The 16028-nt window shown below is 64.0% G+C and carries 16 protein-coding genes; 11 read left to right on the forward strand and 5 right to left on the reverse strand.

Going from position 1 to position 16028, the window contains the following annotated elements; all coding sequences use genetic code 11:
* Positions 1-50: 50 nt before the first annotated feature.
* From IGS58_RS10320 to IGS58_RS10355, 8 genes are read left to right on the forward strand one after another with little or no spacing between them, the layout of a single operon-like run.
* Positions 51-743 carry an amino acid ABC transporter permease gene (locus IGS58_RS10320; RefSeq protein ID WP_099388047.1) on the forward strand — a complete coding sequence of 231 codons (693 nt, stop codon included), beginning with the start codon at positions 51-53 and terminating at the stop codon, positions 741-743.
* Between the two features lies 1 nt (position 744).
* Positions 745-1395, forward strand: a complete 651-nt coding sequence (locus IGS58_RS10325) for an amino acid ABC transporter permease (RefSeq protein WP_034782946.1) — start codon at positions 745-747, stop codon at positions 1393-1395.
* Positions 1382-2116 carry an amino acid ABC transporter ATP-binding protein gene (locus IGS58_RS10330; protein WP_034782945.1) on the forward strand — a complete coding sequence of 245 codons (735 nt, stop codon included), beginning with the start codon at positions 1382-1384 and terminating at the stop codon, positions 2114-2116. Before IGS58_RS10325 ends, IGS58_RS10330 begins: the two co-directional genes overlap by 14 nt.
* Positions 2113-2859 (forward strand): sugar phosphate isomerase/epimerase family protein, encoded by a 747-nt coding sequence (locus IGS58_RS10335; RefSeq protein ID WP_230521279.1) that lies wholly within the window; start codon positions 2113-2115, stop codon positions 2857-2859. The genes IGS58_RS10330 and IGS58_RS10335 overlap by 4 nt, the downstream gene beginning before the upstream one ends.
* Positions 2856-3830, forward strand: a complete 975-nt coding sequence (locus IGS58_RS10340) for a sugar kinase (RefSeq protein ID WP_230521280.1) — start codon at positions 2856-2858, stop codon at positions 3828-3830. Before IGS58_RS10335 ends, IGS58_RS10340 begins: the two co-directional genes overlap by 4 nt.
* Before the next feature lie 19 nt (positions 3831-3849).
* Positions 3850-4809 (forward strand): 2-hydroxyacid dehydrogenase, encoded by a 960-nt coding sequence (locus tag IGS58_RS10345; protein ID WP_230521281.1) that lies wholly within the window; start codon positions 3850-3852, stop codon positions 4807-4809.
* Between the two features lie 35 nt (positions 4810-4844).
* Complete coding sequence (locus tag IGS58_RS10350; RefSeq protein ID WP_230521282.1) at positions 4845-5861, forward strand: porin; 1017 nt, start codon at positions 4845-4847, stop codon at positions 5859-5861.
* A gap of 12 nt (positions 5862-5873) precedes the next feature.
* Positions 5874-6875: a Gfo/Idh/MocA family protein gene (locus IGS58_RS10355; protein WP_230521283.1), complete on the forward strand. Its 1002-nt coding sequence runs from the start codon at positions 5874-5876 to the stop codon at positions 6873-6875.
* A 203-nt stretch (positions 6876-7078) separates the two neighbouring features.
* On the opposite strand, the gene lysS is transcribed toward IGS58_RS10355, so the two are convergent.
* The 3 genes from lysS to prfB form a co-directional block, all read right to left on the reverse strand.
* Positions 7079-8608, reverse strand: a complete 1530-nt coding sequence (gene lysS / locus IGS58_RS10360; RefSeq protein WP_034782936.1) for a lysine--tRNA ligase — start codon at positions 8606-8608, stop codon at positions 7079-7081.
* A gap of 18 nt (positions 8609-8626) precedes the next feature.
* Positions 8627-9322, reverse strand: a complete 696-nt coding sequence (locus IGS58_RS10365; RefSeq protein ID WP_099393938.1) for an HAD family hydrolase — start codon at positions 9320-9322, stop codon at positions 8627-8629.
* A gap of 2 nt (positions 9323-9324) precedes the next feature.
* Positions 9325-10429 (reverse strand): peptide chain release factor 2 gene (gene prfB / locus IGS58_RS10370; protein WP_115057524.1). Its coding sequence is split into 2 segments (ribosomal slippage): positions 9325-10347 and positions 10349-10429, totalling 1104 coding nucleotides; the frame shifts between segments, so codons are not numbered across the junction.
* A gap of 202 nt (positions 10430-10631) precedes the next feature.
* Here prfB and IGS58_RS10375 point away from each other — a divergent pair.
* Positions 10632-12665 carry a bifunctional 2',3'-cyclic-nucleotide 2'-phosphodiesterase/3'-nucleotidase gene (locus IGS58_RS10375; RefSeq protein ID WP_230521284.1) on the forward strand — a complete coding sequence of 678 codons (2034 nt, stop codon included), beginning with the start codon at positions 10632-10634 and terminating at the stop codon, positions 12663-12665.
* Positions 12662-13153, forward strand: a complete 492-nt coding sequence (locus IGS58_RS10380; RefSeq protein ID WP_230521285.1) for a tetratricopeptide repeat protein — start codon at positions 12662-12664, stop codon at positions 13151-13153. Before IGS58_RS10375 ends, IGS58_RS10380 begins: the two co-directional genes overlap by 4 nt.
* Before the next feature lie 12 nt (positions 13154-13165).
* On the opposite strand, the gene IGS58_RS10385 is transcribed toward IGS58_RS10380, so the two are convergent.
* Positions 13166-13564 carry a hypothetical protein gene (locus IGS58_RS10385; protein ID WP_070254185.1) on the reverse strand — a complete coding sequence of 133 codons (399 nt, stop codon included), beginning with the start codon at positions 13562-13564 and terminating at the stop codon, positions 13166-13168.
* 9 nt (positions 13565-13573) lie between these two features.
* Entirely contained in the window at positions 13574-14449 is an 876-nt protein-coding gene (locus IGS58_RS10390) for a hypothetical protein (protein WP_139144076.1), read from the reverse strand.
* A 345-nt stretch (positions 14450-14794) separates the two neighbouring features.
* On the opposite strand from IGS58_RS10390, the gene IGS58_RS10395 reads away from it, so the two are divergent.
* Positions 14795-15952, forward strand: coding sequence for an ABC transporter substrate-binding protein (locus IGS58_RS10395; protein ID WP_070254187.1), 1158 nt, complete (start codon positions 14795-14797; stop codon positions 15950-15952).
* The last annotated feature ends 76 nt before the right edge of the window (positions 15953-16028 follow it).

A 16028-nucleotide genomic window follows, 5' to 3' on the forward strand; every position in this document is an offset into this window, starting at 1 on the left:
GCCGCGATGGTGGCGTCGCCGGGGATGCGCACGTAGAAAAGGAGTTGAGTATGCCGTATGAATTTCATTTCGAACTCGTCATGCAATCGCTGGACCGCCTGTTGTGGGGGGCGGCGCTGACGATACGCCTGAGCGCCTTGGCTATGGTGCTGGGGCTGGCGGTGGGCGTCTGCGCCGCCGTCATCCTGAAGAATGGTCCCGCCTATGCCCGCGCGGCCGTGCGCGCCTATGTCGAGATCATCCGCAGCACGCCGTTCCTGGTGCAGCTGTTCATCATTTACTTCGGCTTGCCGTCGCTGGGCCTGCAGCTCGACGCGAACGGCGCCGCGCTGGTCGCCATGACGGTCAACCTGGGCGCCTATGCGGCGGAAATCGTGCGCGCCGGTATCGGCGCCGTGCATCCGTCGCAGCTGGAAGCGGCGCAGGCGCTGGGCATGACGCGCTGGCAGGTGATGCGCCACGTGGTGCTGCTGCCGGCGCTGGAAAAAGTGTATCCGGCGCTGGCCAGCCAGTTCACGCTGATGATGCTTGCCTCGAGCGTCGTGTCGGCCATTTCCGCCGAAGAGCTGACCGCCGCTGCCCACCTGCTCGACGCGGAAACCTTCCGCAGCTTCGAGATCTACATCGTCGTGATGGTGCTGTACATCCTGCTGGCCCTGCTGTTCCGCTTCGGTTTCTGGGTGCTGGGCCAGATCGTCTTCAAACGCCGCCGCCGTCTGGGCGCGGTGCGCATGGGAGCATGACATGATCAGTGACTTTTCCTGGGATAACCTGCAATTCCTGCTCGAGGCCACGCGCTGGACCATCGGCCTGTCGCTGATCGTCTTCATCACGGGCGGCATCGCCGGCTTCGCCGTGGCGCTGCTGCGCACGGCGCGCAGTCCCGTCCTGCGCTGCATCAGCGCCCTGTACATCCAGCTGATCCAGGGCACGCCCGTGCTGATCGTGCTGTTTCTCACCTATTACGGCCTGGCCCTGTTCGGCTACAAGCTGTCGCCGATCATCGCGGCGGGGGCGGCGATGACGATCTTTGCCAGCGCCTACCTGGGCGAGATCTGGCGCGGCTGCATCGAAGGCGTGCAGCGGCAGCAGTGGGAAGCATCGGCCGCGCTGGCGCTGAACCGCTACCAGCAGCTGCGCTACGTCATCCTGCCGCAGGCGCTGCGCCATTCGCTGCCGCCGACGGTGGGCTTCATGGTGCAGATCATCAAGAACACTTCGATCACCTCGATCATCGGCGTGGTGGAACTGACGCGGGCAGGGCAACTGGTCAGCAACGCGACCTTCCTGCCTTTCATCGTCTTCCCCGTCGTCGCCCTGATCTACTTCGCGCTGTGCTATCCGCTGTCGCGCTACAGCCATTCACTGGAAAGGAAATTCCATGCCCATCGTTGAAATCGACCATATCAGCAAGAGCTTCGGCGCCAACCATGTGCTCAAGGGCGTGTCATTCGCCGTCGAGCGGGGCCAGGTGATCGCCGTGATCGGCCGCAGCGGCTCCGGCAAGAGCACCATGCTGCGCTGTATCAACGGCCTGGAAACCATCGACAGCGGCAGCATCGTCGTGGCCGGCCATACGCTGACGGCGCGCCAGGAGCATCTGCTCGACTTGCGCAAGGATGTCGGCATGGTCTTCCAGAGCTACAACCTGTTCCCCCACCTGACCGTGGAAGAAAACGTCATGCTGGCGCCGCGCATCGTCAAGAAAGTGCCCGACGCCCAGGGCCGCGCCACGGCGCTGCGCGTGCTCAAGCAGGTGGGCTTGGACCACAAGCGCGAAGCCTATCCCGAGCAGCTGTCGGGCGGCCAGCAGCAGCGCGTGGCGATCGCCCGTTCGCTGGCGATGGAGCCGCAAGTGATGCTGTTCGACGAAGTGACGTCGGCGCTCGACCCCGAGCTGACGCAGGAAGTGCTGAAGGTGATGGAAGAGCTGGCGCAGGCCGGCATGACGATGCTGCTGGTGACGCACGAGATGGAGTTCGCGCGGCGCATGGCCGATGTCACCGTCTTCATGCACCAGGGAACGGTGTGGGAGAGCGGGCCTTCGGAGGCCTTCTTCAGCAACCCGCAAACGCCCGAAGCGCGCCAGTTCGTCGGCGCGGGAGCGATCAAGTGAGCCCCGTCCTGGTGGCGGCGTCGGCCTATGGCGCAAGCAGGGTACGGCAATTGGGGCAAAGCCATTTCATCGACGTGGTGGCCGATGCGGGCGGCGCCGGCATCGAGATCCGCCGCGAATTGTTTACGTCCGACTTGCCGGACCTGGCGCGCATGGGCGCGGCGGTGGCCGCGCGCGGCCTGTACTGCGTGTATTCCACGCCCATCGAATTGTGGGGCGCGGACGGATTGCTGCAGCACGAGCTGCTGCAGCAGATGCTGGACGAGGCGGCGCGCCTGGGCGCGCGCTACCTGAAGGTGTCGCTCGGTCATTACCCGGCCGCGCCCGAGCTGCAGGCCTTGAACGCTTTGTTGGCGGCCGCGCCCGTGGCGCTGCTGGTGGAAAACGACCAGACGGCCCACGGCGGCAAGCTGGCGACGATGGCGCGCTTCCTGGCGGCGGCGCGCGAAGGCGGGCTGCCGGTGGGGCTGACCTTTGACATCGGCAACTGGCGCTGGGTGGGCGAGGATGCGCAGCAGGCGGCGCGCCTGCTGGCGCCGTACGTGCGCTATGTGCACTGCAAGGCTGTCCTTGACGACGGGGGAAGGTTGTCCGCCTGCGCCGTTTCCGAGGCCGATCCGGCCTGGCGCGCTGTCTTCGCGCACTTTGCGCCGGGCGTGCAGCGGGCCATCGAATTCCCGCTCGAGGGCGCCGACCTGGTGGCCGAAACGGGTCGCTACATTCAAATCCTGGAGGCCGCATGATCAAACACGAAATGCTGCAAGGGGAGCACGCGCTCGATGTCGTCACCTACGGCGAGGCGATGGCGATGTTCGTTGCCGAGGAAACGGGCGATCTGGCGGCCGTGGCGCATTTCACGCGCCGCCTGGCCGGCGCCGAGACGAATGTCGCCATCGGCCTGGCGCGCCTGGGCTTGAAGGTCGGCTGGCTGAGCCGGGTGGGCGACGACTCGTTCGGCCGCTTCATCCGCGCCAGCGTGCAGGCCGAAGGCGTCGATTGCAGCCGGGTCGTCACCGTCGCCGGCCAGTCCAGCGCCTTCCTGCTCAAGGAGAAGGCCGAGAACGGCGCCGATCCGCTGGTCGAATACTTCCGCAAGGGTTCCGCCGCCAGCCGGCTGGCGCCCGAGCACTTCGACCCCGCCTATTTCTTGTCCGCGCGCCACCTGCACGCCACGGGCGTGGCCGCCGCGCTGTCCGGGACCAGCCTGGCGTTCGCCGGCCAGGCCCTCGACTTCATGCGGGCCAACGGCCGGAGCGTGTCGTTCGACCCGAATCTGCGGCCCTCGCTGTGGCCGTCGCAAGCCGTGATGGTCGAACATATCAACCGCCTCGCCGCCAAGGCGGACTGGGTGCTGCCCGGCCTGGGGGAGGGGAAAATCCTCACCGGCCACGACCTGCCGCACGACATCGCCGGCTTTTATCTGCAGCAGGGTGCGCGGCTGGTGGTCATCAAGCTGGGCGCCGAGGGTGCCTATTACCGCACGGCCGATGGCGACAGCGGCATGGTGCCGGGCGAGCGCGTGGCCAACGTGGTCGACACGGTGGGCGCCGGCGACGGCTTCGCGGCCGGCCTGGTCAGCGCATTGCTGGAGGGCTTGCCGCTGGCGCAGGCGGTAGGGCGCGGCAACCGGGTCGGCGCCTTCGCCATCCAGGTGGCCGGCGACATGGAAGGTTTGCCGACCCGCGCCCAGCTCGACGCGCTGGTCCCATCTTGAACCGAACAGGGGAAAACTCGTGAAAAAACATGTGGTTGTGTATAAAAAGCTGGCCGAGCCGCTGCTGGCGCGCCTGCGCGCCGAATGCGAGGTGACGTATTTTGAGGCGATCGATGCGGGCAACCGCGCCGCGTTCGCGGCCGCCATCCGCGGCGCGCACGGCTTGCTGGGCGCCAGCGTGCGCCTGGACCGCGAACTGCTGGATCCGGCCTTTGACCTGCGCATCATTTCCACCATTTCCGTGGGTGTCGACCAGTTCGACGTGGATTACCTGCGCGAACGGGGCATCTTGCTGGCCAATACGCCCGACGTGCTGACGGAAACGACGGCGGACACGATCTTCGCGCTGATCCTCGCCAGCGCGCGGCGCGTCGTCGAACTGGCCGAATTCGTCAAGGCGGGACGCTGGACGCGCAGCGTGGGCGAAAGCCAGTACGGCGTCAACGTGCATGGCAAGACCATCGGCATGCTGGGCATGGGCCGCATCGGCCGAGCCGTCGCCCGCCGCGCCGCGCTGGGCTTCGGCATGCAGGTGCTGTACGTGAACGGTGAAGCGGTGCCCGAGGTGGAGGCAGCGCTGGGCGCGCGCCAGGTGGCGCTCGACGACTTGCTGGCCGGGTCGGACTTCGTCTGCGTGGTGCTGCCGCTGACGGCGCAGACGGAACGCATGATGGGCCGGCGCGAGTTCGCGCTGATGCGCCCCGGCGCCATCTTCATCAACGGTTCGCGCGGGCGCATCGTCGACGAGGCGGCGCTGATCGAGGCGCTGCAGCAGGGCACCATCCACGGCGCCGGTCTCGACGTGTTCGAGCGCGAACCGCTGGCGCCGGACAATCCGCTGCCGGGCATGGCCAACGTGGTGGCGCTGCCGCACATCGGCTCGGCCACGCACGAAACGCGCTACGCCATGGCGCAGCAGGCCGTGGACAACCTGCTGGCAGGCTTGCGCGACGAGCGTCCGCGCCATCTGGTGAGCTAGGAACAGTTTTCACAAGAAGATAGACAGGGCAAGACATGAAGAAGAAGGTAGTAGGGGCAATGATCATTGGCGCCGGCAGCGGCCTGTGTTGCGCGCAGTCGAACGTGGCCGTGTACGGCATCATGGACATGGGCGTGGTGTCCGAGAGCGGTGGCCCCGGGGGCAGGGTGCTCAAGCTGACGAGCGGCATCGCCAACGGCTCGCGGCTCGGTTTCAAGGGCAGCGAAGACCTGGGCGGCGGCATGACGGCGCTGTTTACGATGGATGCGGGCATCCTGGCCGACACGGGCGCTTCGGCCCAGGGCGGCCTGCTGTTCGGGCGCCAGGCCTTCGTCGGCCTGGGCGGCGCGGCTGGCACGCTGCGGCTGGGCCGCCAGTACACCTTCATCGATAGCAGCCTGGGGGCGCTGGACCCGTTTTACCTGGGTTTTGCTGGCAGGATGAGCAATGTCTTCACGGCCGGCTACATCAGCCGGGTCGACAACAGCATCACCTACAGCTCGCCCGTGCGCGGCGGCCTTTCAGGAGAACTGGCGTACGGCTTCGGCGAAGTGCCCGGTGACGCGGCGGCCAGGCGCTACACGGGCGCTGCGGCCACCTATGCCAGCGGGCCGCTGTACGTGCGCCTGGCGCACCAGGATGCCAACACCATATCCAGCGCGCAGGTGGCGGGCAGGGCGCGCAACACGGTGTTGGGCGCCACCTGGGACTTTGGCGTGCTCAAGGCGCATGGTGCCGTCGCCTTCAGCAGGAGCACGGCGGGCGCCGCCACCACGGTCGACAGCGCGGACCTGATGCTGGGCGCCACCTTGCCGGTGGGCCCGCACCGCGTCCTGTTCTCGTACGTACGGCGCGACGACCGGCGCGCCGCCAACGGCGACGCTTCCCAGGTCGGCATCGGCTACACCTATGCGCTGTCGAAGCGCAGCACCTTGTATGCCGCCTACGCGCATATCGACAACCGCAACGGCGCCGCCTATGTGGTGGGCAACGCCACCGACAACGGCACCGGCAACCAGGCCTGGAACCTCGGCCTGCGCCACACTTTTTAACGGGAGAATCGAATGAAGAAGATCGGATGGATTTTGGTTGGCGCCAGCACCGTGGCGCGCGAATGGATGGTCGACGCGATCCGCCAGCAGGGCGACGCGGAAGTGCTGGCCGTGGTCAGCCGGGACGCCGCGCGCGGCGCCGCCTTTGCCGCGCAGTTCGGCATCGGCGCCAGCTACACGGACCTGGATGCGGCATTGGCCCATCCGGGCGCGGACGCCGTGTACATCAGCACCACCAACGAGTTGCACATGGCGCAAACCTTGCAGGCGGCGGGCGCCGGCAAGCACGTGCTGTGCGAGAAGCCGCTGGCGCTGAACCTGGACGACGCCCGCCGCATGGTGGACGGCTGCGTTGAAGCGGGCGTGGTGCTGGGGATTAACCACCACCTGCGCAACGCCGCCAGCCACGGCAAGGTGCGCGAGCTGATACGCGCGGGCGAGATCGGCCAGCCCCTGTATTGCCGCGTGCTGCACGCGAACAACCTGCCGCAGCACCTGCGCGGCTGGCGCCTGGACGCGCCGGAGTCGGGCGGCGTCACGCTCGACATGTTCGTGCACGATGTCGACACCCTGCGCTTCCTGCTGGACTCGGAGCCGCGCCACGTGACGGCCTGCGCCACCAGCGGCGGCATGACGGTGGCCGGGCTGGAAGAGGGCCTGATGGCTGTCATCGAGTTCGACAACGGCACCCTGGTGCAGGTGCACGACGCGTTCAACGCGCCGCATTCGCTGTCCGGCGTGGAAATCATCGGCAGCAAGGGCACCATCTTCGCCACCGGCGTGATGACGCAGCGCCCCGTCGGCAGCATTACCCTGACGCGCGACGGCGGCAGCGTCGACATCCCCGTCGAGCATGAAAACCTGTACGTGCGCTCGGTGCGCGCCTTCCAGCGCGCCATGCGCGGCGAAGGGCAGCCTGCCGCCACCGGTGACGACGGCATGCGCGCGCTGGCCACGGCATTGGCGGCGCAGCAGGCCAGCCGCAGCCACCAGCGCGTGACCCTGGCCGGCTGACGGCCGGCCGCACAAATAAAAAAGCCGCCTGATCGCAAGACCAGGCGGCTTTTTTTGCCTTGAAGCATCGAACGCCTGAAAAATCGTAGCGAGCGGATGGGAGTTGCGGCTAAGAAGCGCAACTGTGCTAGGCACGGGGCCGCCGAGGCAGTGAGCATCGCAGGCCGCAAATCGCGACGCGCAGTAGATTTTTCAGGTGTTCATCACTCTTCGCGGCGGAGGTGCGGGAACAGCAAGACGTCGCGGATGTTCGGCGAATCCGTGATGATCATCATCAGGCGGTCGATGCCGATGCCGCAGCCGCCGGCTGGCGGCATGCCGTATTCCAGCGCGCGGATGTAGTCGGCGTCGTAGAACATCGCCTCTTCATCGCCGGCGTCCTTGGCGGCGACTTGCGCCAGGAAGCGGGCCGACTGGTCTTCCGCATCGTTCAATTCGGAGAAGCCGTTGGCGATTTCGCGGCCGACCATGAACAGCTCGAAGCGCTCGGTGATGCCGGCCACCGTGTCGGAAGCGCGCGCCAGTGGCGACACTTCGACCGGGTAGTCGATGATGTAGGTCGGTTCCCACAGCTGCGCTTCAGCCGTTTCTTCGAACAGCGCCAGTTGCAGCGCGCCCAGGCCGGCCGTGGCGAACGGCTTGACGCCGAATTTCTTCAGCTCTTCCTTGATGAATTCCGCATCGTTCAACTGCTCGGCGGTGTAGCCTGGAGCATACTTGTTGATCGCTTCGACGATGGTCAGGCGGTGGAACGGCTTGGCCAGGTCCAGCTCGCGGCCGCCGTAGGTCAGGGTGGCGGTGCCGTGCGCGTCGATAGCGGCCTGGCGGATGACGGCTTCCGTGAAGTCCATCAGCCATTTGTAGTCGGTGTAGGCCGCGTAGAATTCCATCATCGTGAATTCAGGGTTGTGACGGATCGACACGCCTTCGTTGCGGAAGTTGCGGTTGATCTCGAACACGCGGTCGAAGCCGCCCACGACCAGGCGCTTCAGGTACAGCTCGGGCGCGATGCGCAGGAACATTTGCATGTCCAGTGCATTGTGGTGCGTGATGAACGGCTTTGCCGCCGCGCCGCCCGGGATCGTGTGCAGCATCGGCGTTTCCACTTCCATGAACTCGTTCTTTTCCATGAAGCGGCGGATCGACGAGATGGCGGCGGTGCGCGCCTTGAAGGTGCGGCGCGTCTCTTCGTTCATGATCAGGTCGACGTAGCGCTGGCGGTACTTCGTTTCCTGGTCGGCCAGGCCGTGGAATTTGTCCGGCAGCGGGCGCAGCGACTTGGTGATCAAACGCAGTTCCGTGACCTTGATGGTCAGTTCGTCCGTCTTGGTCTTGAACAGCGTGCCCGTCACGCCCAGGATATCGCCCAGGTCATAGTGGTGCAGGGCGGCCATGGCCGCTTCGCCGGTGAGATCCAAGGTAGCGTAGATCTGGATGCGGCCGTCGGCTTTCGGGCCGGAGGCGTCCTGCAGGGTGGCGAAAGCGGCTTTCTTGCCCGCTTCGCGCTTGAGCATCATGCGGCCGGCCAGCACCACGGTGACAGGTTCGGCTTCCAGCTCTTCGCGCGTCTTGCTGCCGTATTGCGCATGCAGATCTGCCGCCTTGTGCTCGGGGCGGAAATCGTTCGGGAAGGCGACGCCTTGTTCGCGCAGTGCTGCCAGCTTGACGCGGCGCTCGGCGATGATCTTGTTTTCATCGGGGGCGGCGGCTTGTTCTTGGATATCCGTAGTCATGGTGTTCTTCGTTGGTGATTATTGATGATGTGGTGCCAGCGCTGGCGCCACGCTGGCAAACAGTGCGTCGACGTCGAGCGAGGAGAAATCCGGCACGATGGCAATGACGTTGTCGAAGGCGGCAAACGCTTCGGCCGGCAGGGTGGTGGTGAGCACCACAACCCGCATGCCGGCACGGCGCGCCGCTTCCACGCCCAGGGGCGCGTCTTCAAAAACGATGCAGTTGTGCGGCAGCGCGCCGGCCAGCAGCGCGCCTTTCAGGAAAACGTCCGGGTGCGGCTTGCCCCGTTCCACGTCGGCGGCGCCGACGATGGCGTCGAAGCGGTGGCGCAGGTCCAGGCCGTCGAGCGTGAACGCGATGTTCTCGTCCGGCGCGGCCGTGCCCACCACCAGTCCCACGCCAGCCTGGCGCGCGCTGGCGATCAGCCGGTCGAAGCCAAGCACCGTGGCCAGGTGCGGGCCATACAGTTCGCGGTAGACGACTTCCTTTTCAGCCAGCAGGGTGACGTGGTCGGCTTCCTCGCCCAGGTACTTGGCGATGATTTCGTGTCCCTGCCGTCCTGCCGTGTCGCGGAAAAAGGCGTCCGCGTCCAGCGCATGGCCGTGGCGTTCAAAGAACGCCAGCCACGATGTCGTGTGGAAGGCCATGTTGTCGACAATCGTGCCATCCATGTCGAACAGGAAGGCGCGCTGCGCCGGAGCGGATGCGTTCATCCTTATACGCCTTGCTTGAGCGAGGCGGAAATGAAGTCGTCGATGTCGCCATCGAGCACGCCCTTGGTATTGCCCGTCTCGAAACCGGTGCGCAAGTCCTTGATGCGGGACTGGTCCAGCACGTAGGAGCGGATCTGGTGACCCCAGCCCACGTCCGTCTTCGAGTCTTCCAGCTTTTGCTGCTCGCTCATGCGCTTGCGCAGTTCATGCTCGTACAGTTTCGCTTTCAGCATTTCCATCGCTTCGGCGCGGTTGCGGTGCTGCGAACGGTCGTTCTGGCACTGCACCACGATGCCGGTCGGCGCATGGGTCATGCGGACGGCGGAGTCGGTCTTGTTGATGTGCTGACCGCCGGCACCCGACGCGCGGTAGGTATCGACGCGGATATCGGCCGGGTTGACGTCGATCTCGATCGAATCGTCGACTTCCGGATACACGAACAGCGACGTAAACGAGGTGTGGCGTCCGTTGGCCGAGTCGAATGGCGACTTGCGCACCAGGCGGTGTACACCCGTTTCCGTGCGCAGGAAACCATAGGCATGATCGCCCTCGACCTTCAGGGTGGCCGTCTTGATGCCGGCGACCTCGCCGTCGGACTGCTCCAGGATTTCGACCTTGAAGCCCTTGCGTTCGCAATAGCGCAGGTACTGGCGCAGCAGCATCGAGGCCCAGTCCTGGGCTTCCGTACCGCCGGCACCGGCCTGGATGTCGATGAAGCAGTTGTTCGGGTCCATCGGATTGTTGAACATCCGGCGGAATTCCATGCTTTCGATGACCTTGCGGATTTCCTGCACGTCCTGCTCGATCGCTTCGAGCGTGTCGTCGTCGCCTTCTTCGCGGGCCATGTCGAACAGGTCGCGGGTGTCGCGCAGGTCGGCATCGGCCTTGGCCAGGGTGAAGACGATGGCTTCCAGCGCCTTCTTTTCTTTACCGAGGTCCTGGGCGCGCTTCGGATCGTTCCAGACGGTTGGATCTTCCAGTTCTTCGTTGACTTGCTCTAGTTTCTCCGACTTGACAGTGAAGTCAAAGATACCTCCGAAGTTCGGCTTCGCGGACCGTCAGGTCGTTGAGCAGGGCGGAGATGATATTGATGCGTTCGGCTTCCATAATGTTCTGGTCTTCTATGGTGAAATCAAACCTTGAATTATACGCGAGCGCGGCGCGTTTCCGCTGCCGCCGCGGCGCAATTGCTGCTGCACGGGGCAATAAAATGACGATTTTGCTGCATTTGCGACAATATTTTTGCCTTGATGATGGCTACCGTGCTGCGTATGATGCTGGCGATATTGTCTTTCCACAGGAATACATCATGCTTCAATCTCCCCGTCTCGCCCTGTTACCGCTGCTGCTGGCCGGCTGTGGCGCCTTGCCGCCCGCCGCCCACGGACCCGCCCAGCCGCCGGCCGCCGCGCCTGTGGGCAGCAGCGCCACCCTGGCCCTGCTGGAGACGACGGACTTGCACGCGAATGTGCTCAGTTATGATTACTACAAGCTGCAGGCGGAACCCTCGATCGGCCTGGAACGCACGGCGGCACTGATCGCGCAGGCGCGCGCCGAATTCCCGAACAATCTTTTGCTCGACAACGGCGACACCATCCAGGGCACGGCCCTGGCCGACTACCAGGCCCTCGTGAAACCGCTGGCCTGCGACCAGACCCTGGCCATCTACAAGGCCATGAATCTGCTGAAGGTCGATGGCGGCGGTATCGGCAACCACGAATTCAACTACGGCCTGGCGTTCCTGAGTCAGGTGACGGGCAACCAATTCGACGTCGACAGCGTCGATGCCGGCAAGCCGCGCTGTGCCGGTCCCGCGTTCCCGCAAGTGCTGGCCAACGTCTACAGCGTCAAGACGGGCAAGCCCCTGTTTGCGCCATACCACATCATCGCCAAGCAGATCACGGCCACCGGCCCCGATGGGCAGCCAATCACGAGCAGCGTGAAGGTCGGCATCATCAGCTTTGCGCCGCCCACCATCATGGCCTGGGACAAGCGCTGGCTCGAAGGCCGCGTCTATACGCAGGGCGTGCGCGAGACGGCGGAAAAATTCATTCCCGAGATGCGCGCCAAGGGCGCCGAGCTGGTGGTGGCCATTTCGCACGGCGGCTTGGATAGCAGCCCGTATTCGCCGACCATGGAAAACGGCAATTACTACCTGTCGCAAGTGCCGGGCGTGGACGCCATGCTGATCGGCCACTCGCACCAGCTGTTCCCGAACGCGGCCAGCACGGTGCCGCAGTTCAATCTGCCCGGCGTCGACAAGGTCAAGGGCCTGGTCAATGGCGTGCCCACCGTGATGGCCAATTTGTGGGGCAAGCATCTGGGCGTGATCGGTTTGCGCCTGCGCCACGACGGCAAGCAGTGGGTCGTCGACAAGAGCGCCACCACGGTGGAAGCGCGCGGCATCCAGAACGCGGACAAGAGCTACGTCCAGCCTGACCCGGCCATCGCCAGGCTGGTGGCGGAAGAACACGCGGCGACGATTGCCTACGTGCAGACGCCCGTCGGCGCCACGGACTTCCGCATGTCGACGTATTTTGCCGACGTGGGCGACGTCAGCGCCATCGAGGTGGTGAACCAGGCGCAGGCGGGCTATCTGGCCGCCTACGTCAAGGCGAACTTGCCGCAGTATGCCGACCTGCCGGTGCTGTCGATGTCGTCCCCGTTCAAGAGCGGCTCGGCCGGCGTGTCCGACTACACGGACGTCAAGACGGGCAATGTGGCGCTGAACAACGCGGCCGACCTGTATTTGTATCCGAACGCGCTGTACGGCGTGAAGATGAATGGCGCGGAGCTGAAAGCCTGGCTGGAACAGTCGGCGCAGCGCTTCAACACCATCGATCCGAACAAGCTGGAAGCGCAGGAACTGGTCAACACGGCCCATCCGAGCTACAACTTCGACGCCATCACCAGCGCTGACGTGCGCTACCAGATCGACGTCACGCAGCCGCCGGGCCAGCGCATCCAGGGCCTGACGTACCAGGGAAAACCGGTGGAAGCCAGCCAGGAATTTTTGATTGCGACGAATAACTACCGCGCCAGCGGTGGCGGCAATTTCCCCGGCCTCGACGGCAGCAAGACGGTGGTGGCCTCGCCCGACAACAACCGCGAACTGCTGATCGCCTATGTCACGCAGCAGAAAAACCTGACGCGCGCGAAAAACGGCTCGGCGCGCAGCTGGCGCTTTGCCAAGGTTGCCACGCAAGGCCCGGTGGTCTTCCATTCGGCGCCGAACGTGATCGAGCTGGCGAAAGCGGCCGGCATCGATAACGTCACGCAGCTGAAGCCTGATGATGGTGCGGGCAAGGGCTTTGCGCTGTACCAGCTCGATTTGTCGAAATGACGCTGGTAAATTTGCTGCTGGCCGCCGCGCTGGCGTCCCCCGTGGCAGCCGCGGCGCCCGATGCCACGGCCCAGGCCAAGGTCTTGATGCGCGCGGGCGAGGCGACCCAGCCGCAGGCGCGCGCCCTGTTCGAACAGGCGGCGGTGCAGGGCAGCGGGCCTGCCGCATACTACCTGGGCTTGATGCACAAGAACGGTATGGGCGGCCCGCAGGACAGTGCCGCCGCGTTGCGCTGGCTGGAATTGGCCGCGCAACGCGGCGTGGCGCCGGCCATGTTCATCGTGGCGAACCTGCTGCAGGACAGCGACGAAGCCAGGGCGCGCTACTGGCTCGACGCTGCCTGCGACCTCGAATACCCGGAAGCGCTGCAGCAGAAGTCCGTCGCCCTGGCGGAGGGCCGCATGGGCTATGCGCACAATGAGGAGCAGTCCTTCCTGTACCTGAAGATGGCGACGCACGCGATGGGGCACAGGGCGGAAGAGCCGTGATTGTCCGCCAGGTCAGGCCCGCAGGCTATTCGCAGCCTCGGCAATGGCCAGCGGGTTGCGCGACAGCAGGGCGGCAGCCAAGTCCAGCAGGCCTGCCGCTGCCTTGATGGCCGCGTGCGTGTGCCCGATGTCGGCCACGGTTTTCCTGCCTTGGTCGATGGCTGTGTTCACATTGGCCAATGCCTGCTGCGCACCCTGGTTGATCAGGTAGATGCCGTGGGCGCGGAAAAAAGACACCATCTGATCCAGGTGGCTTTCATATTGCTTGAGATCATGCAGCACGGCTGACGGCGTTGGCGGCGTGCGGTCGGTCAGCGCGATGCGCAGCTCCAGTACCTGGTTCGAGGCCTGTGCCAGCTTGTCGGCGATTTCCGTGGTTTGTTTTTCATCGAGTGCGATAGCGTTGCCCATGTCCGGCTCCTACCAAGGGGATGGTGAATAATTGGCGGCCTGCTTTTGCAGGGTATCGACTTGCCTGGCAAAAGTGTCCAGTTGACGCTCCACTGCCGGGTCTTGCATGGGCTTGGCGCGCAAGGTGCTGAGACTGTTTTGCAATTCGGTCATGGCGGCAAGATAGGCCTCGATGACCTTGCCACGCTCCTGTAATTGCCGCCCATCCAGGTAGAGCTTGGCCTTCAGATAGTTGCTGGTCACGGGTTCCCTGCCGGCGGCGTTGTCGAGCGAGCGATTCAGGGATGCCAGCGTCAGGCTCTCGTCGTGCAGATTGGCCTGGTAGTTTTGCTGCGCATATTTTTTCAGCGCATTGCTGATGATATAAATATCGTCCTCGCGCGCCAGCAGTTCGTTGATTCCCGACTGCTGTCTTTGCTGCGTGACGATCTGGCTGATCAGTACGCTCAGGCGCGTGACTTTGTCCAGCTGGTCGGCGTCGAGCACCGGCGCCATGCCGCCCGACTGCTGCAAGGCGCCCAGCGAACCGCCAAGGGCGCCGATCTCATCCTTGTAGTTCGCCAGCTTGTCGTTGGCCAGCGCGGCAAGTACTTCCGCGTAGCGCTTCAATACATCGTTCAGTTCGGCTGTACCCGCCAATTGCGCCGCATAGTCCTTGCAGCGCCGGAGCATGTCCTGTTCCGTTTCCTGCGCAACGTAGGGGCGGTCGGTGATGATGCTGTTGCGCCGTACATTATTGGTGCAACTGCTCATGGAGTGCGTCAGCATGGGTTTGAATACTTCCGTTATCGCCACCGTCTGTCCCGCGAACTTGTCGACCGGCGTGAAGTTCTTGCAGGCGCTACTCATGCCGGCGATCAGCAGGCAGGCGCAGATGCTTGTCATGGGCTGGCGCATAGGGTCTCCATGGTAGGGAAGGGATTGCCGCCATGGCCGGTTGACCCTGGTTCAATGACCATATCACCATTGCATCGCCATACTTTTGACGCAGGTCAGACATATGCACCGTGTGTCAAGGTGTAGCACCTGTGTCAATTTGCGTCATATTTTCCTTACAAAAGACTGACAACTGGCCTTCAATTGCGGCTTTTCCGCATGTTGCGACGCGTCATATGTAGTTGTTGCTGGTGCATGTTTACTCACCTACAATGATTTATCGATGGGGCGGTTATCCAGCGTACGACTATAAAAATAAGTGGCATTAAAAACGTTGTATCAGAGGAGATGACAATGAATTTGAAACAGAAATTGCTCGTGGCAAGTTTGGTTTTGGGTTTCTCGCAGGCGGCAGTCGCAGCCGACCCCATCAAGATCGGTGTGTCCGGTCCGTTTACGGGCGGTTCCGCGCCAATGGGCGTGTCGATGCGCGACGGCGTCAAGCTGGCTGTTGCTGAGATCAATGCCAAGGGCGGCGTACTGGGCCGTTCCCTGCTGCTGATCGAGCGCGATGATGAAGCGAAGAATGAACGCGGCGTGCAGATCGCGCAGGAGCTCATCAACAAGGAAAAGGTTGCCGCCACCGTCGGCTACATCAACACGGGCGTGGCCCTGGCTTCGCAGCGCTTCTATCAGGAAGCGAAAATTCCCGTCATGAACAATGTGGCGACGGGCTCCATCGTCACCAAACAGTTCGCCGACCAGCCGGAAAACTACATTTTCCGCAATGCGGCCAATGACACCATCCAGTCCGGCATGATCGTGCATGAGGCGGTCGAGAACCGCAAGTTCAAGAAAGTGGCGATCCTGGCCGACTCCACCAACTACGGACAGCTGGGCCGCGAAGACCTGGAAAAGGCACTCGACAAGAAGGGTATCAAGCCCGTCGTTGTGGAAAAATACAACATCAAGGACGTCGACATGACGGCCCAGCTGCTGAAAGCCAAGCAGGCGGGCGCGGAAGTCGTGCTGACCTACGGCATCGGTCCGGAACTGGCGCAGATCGCCAACGGCATGGAGAAACTGGGCTGGAAAGTGCCGCTGATCGGCAGCTGGACCCTGGCCATGGGTAACTTCATCGACAACGCGGGCAAGAACGGCAATGGCACGCGCATGCCGCAAACCTTCATCCAGGATGCCAGCACGCCGAAGCGCAAGGCCTTCATCGATGCCTACGTGGCCGCCTACAAGCCATCGGGCGGACGCATGCCGTCGGCTGTCTCGGCCGCGCAAGGCTACGATTCCATCTACCTGCTGGCCGCGGCCTTCAAGCAGGCAGGCGGCACGGATGGTCCGAAAGTACGCGCCGCGCTGGAAAACCTGAATGAAAAAGTGGAAGGCGCCGTCACCACCTACAACAAGCCGTTCAGCAAAACCAACCATGAGGCGATCACGGCCGACCTGACAGTCTTCGGTGAAGTCAAGGACGGCAAAGTCGTCCTCGCGAAATAAGCCTGGCAGACATTCGCCGCGCAGTGGCCAGCCTTGAGGAATCAGGACTGGCCATTTTTTCATCTTTCGTCTTCCG

Origin of the sequence: Janthinobacterium sp. EB271-G4-7A (assembly GCF_020858075.1) — a bacterium.
Taxonomy (GTDB): domain Bacteria; phylum Pseudomonadota; class Gammaproteobacteria; order Burkholderiales; family Burkholderiaceae_D; genus Janthinobacterium; species Janthinobacterium lividum.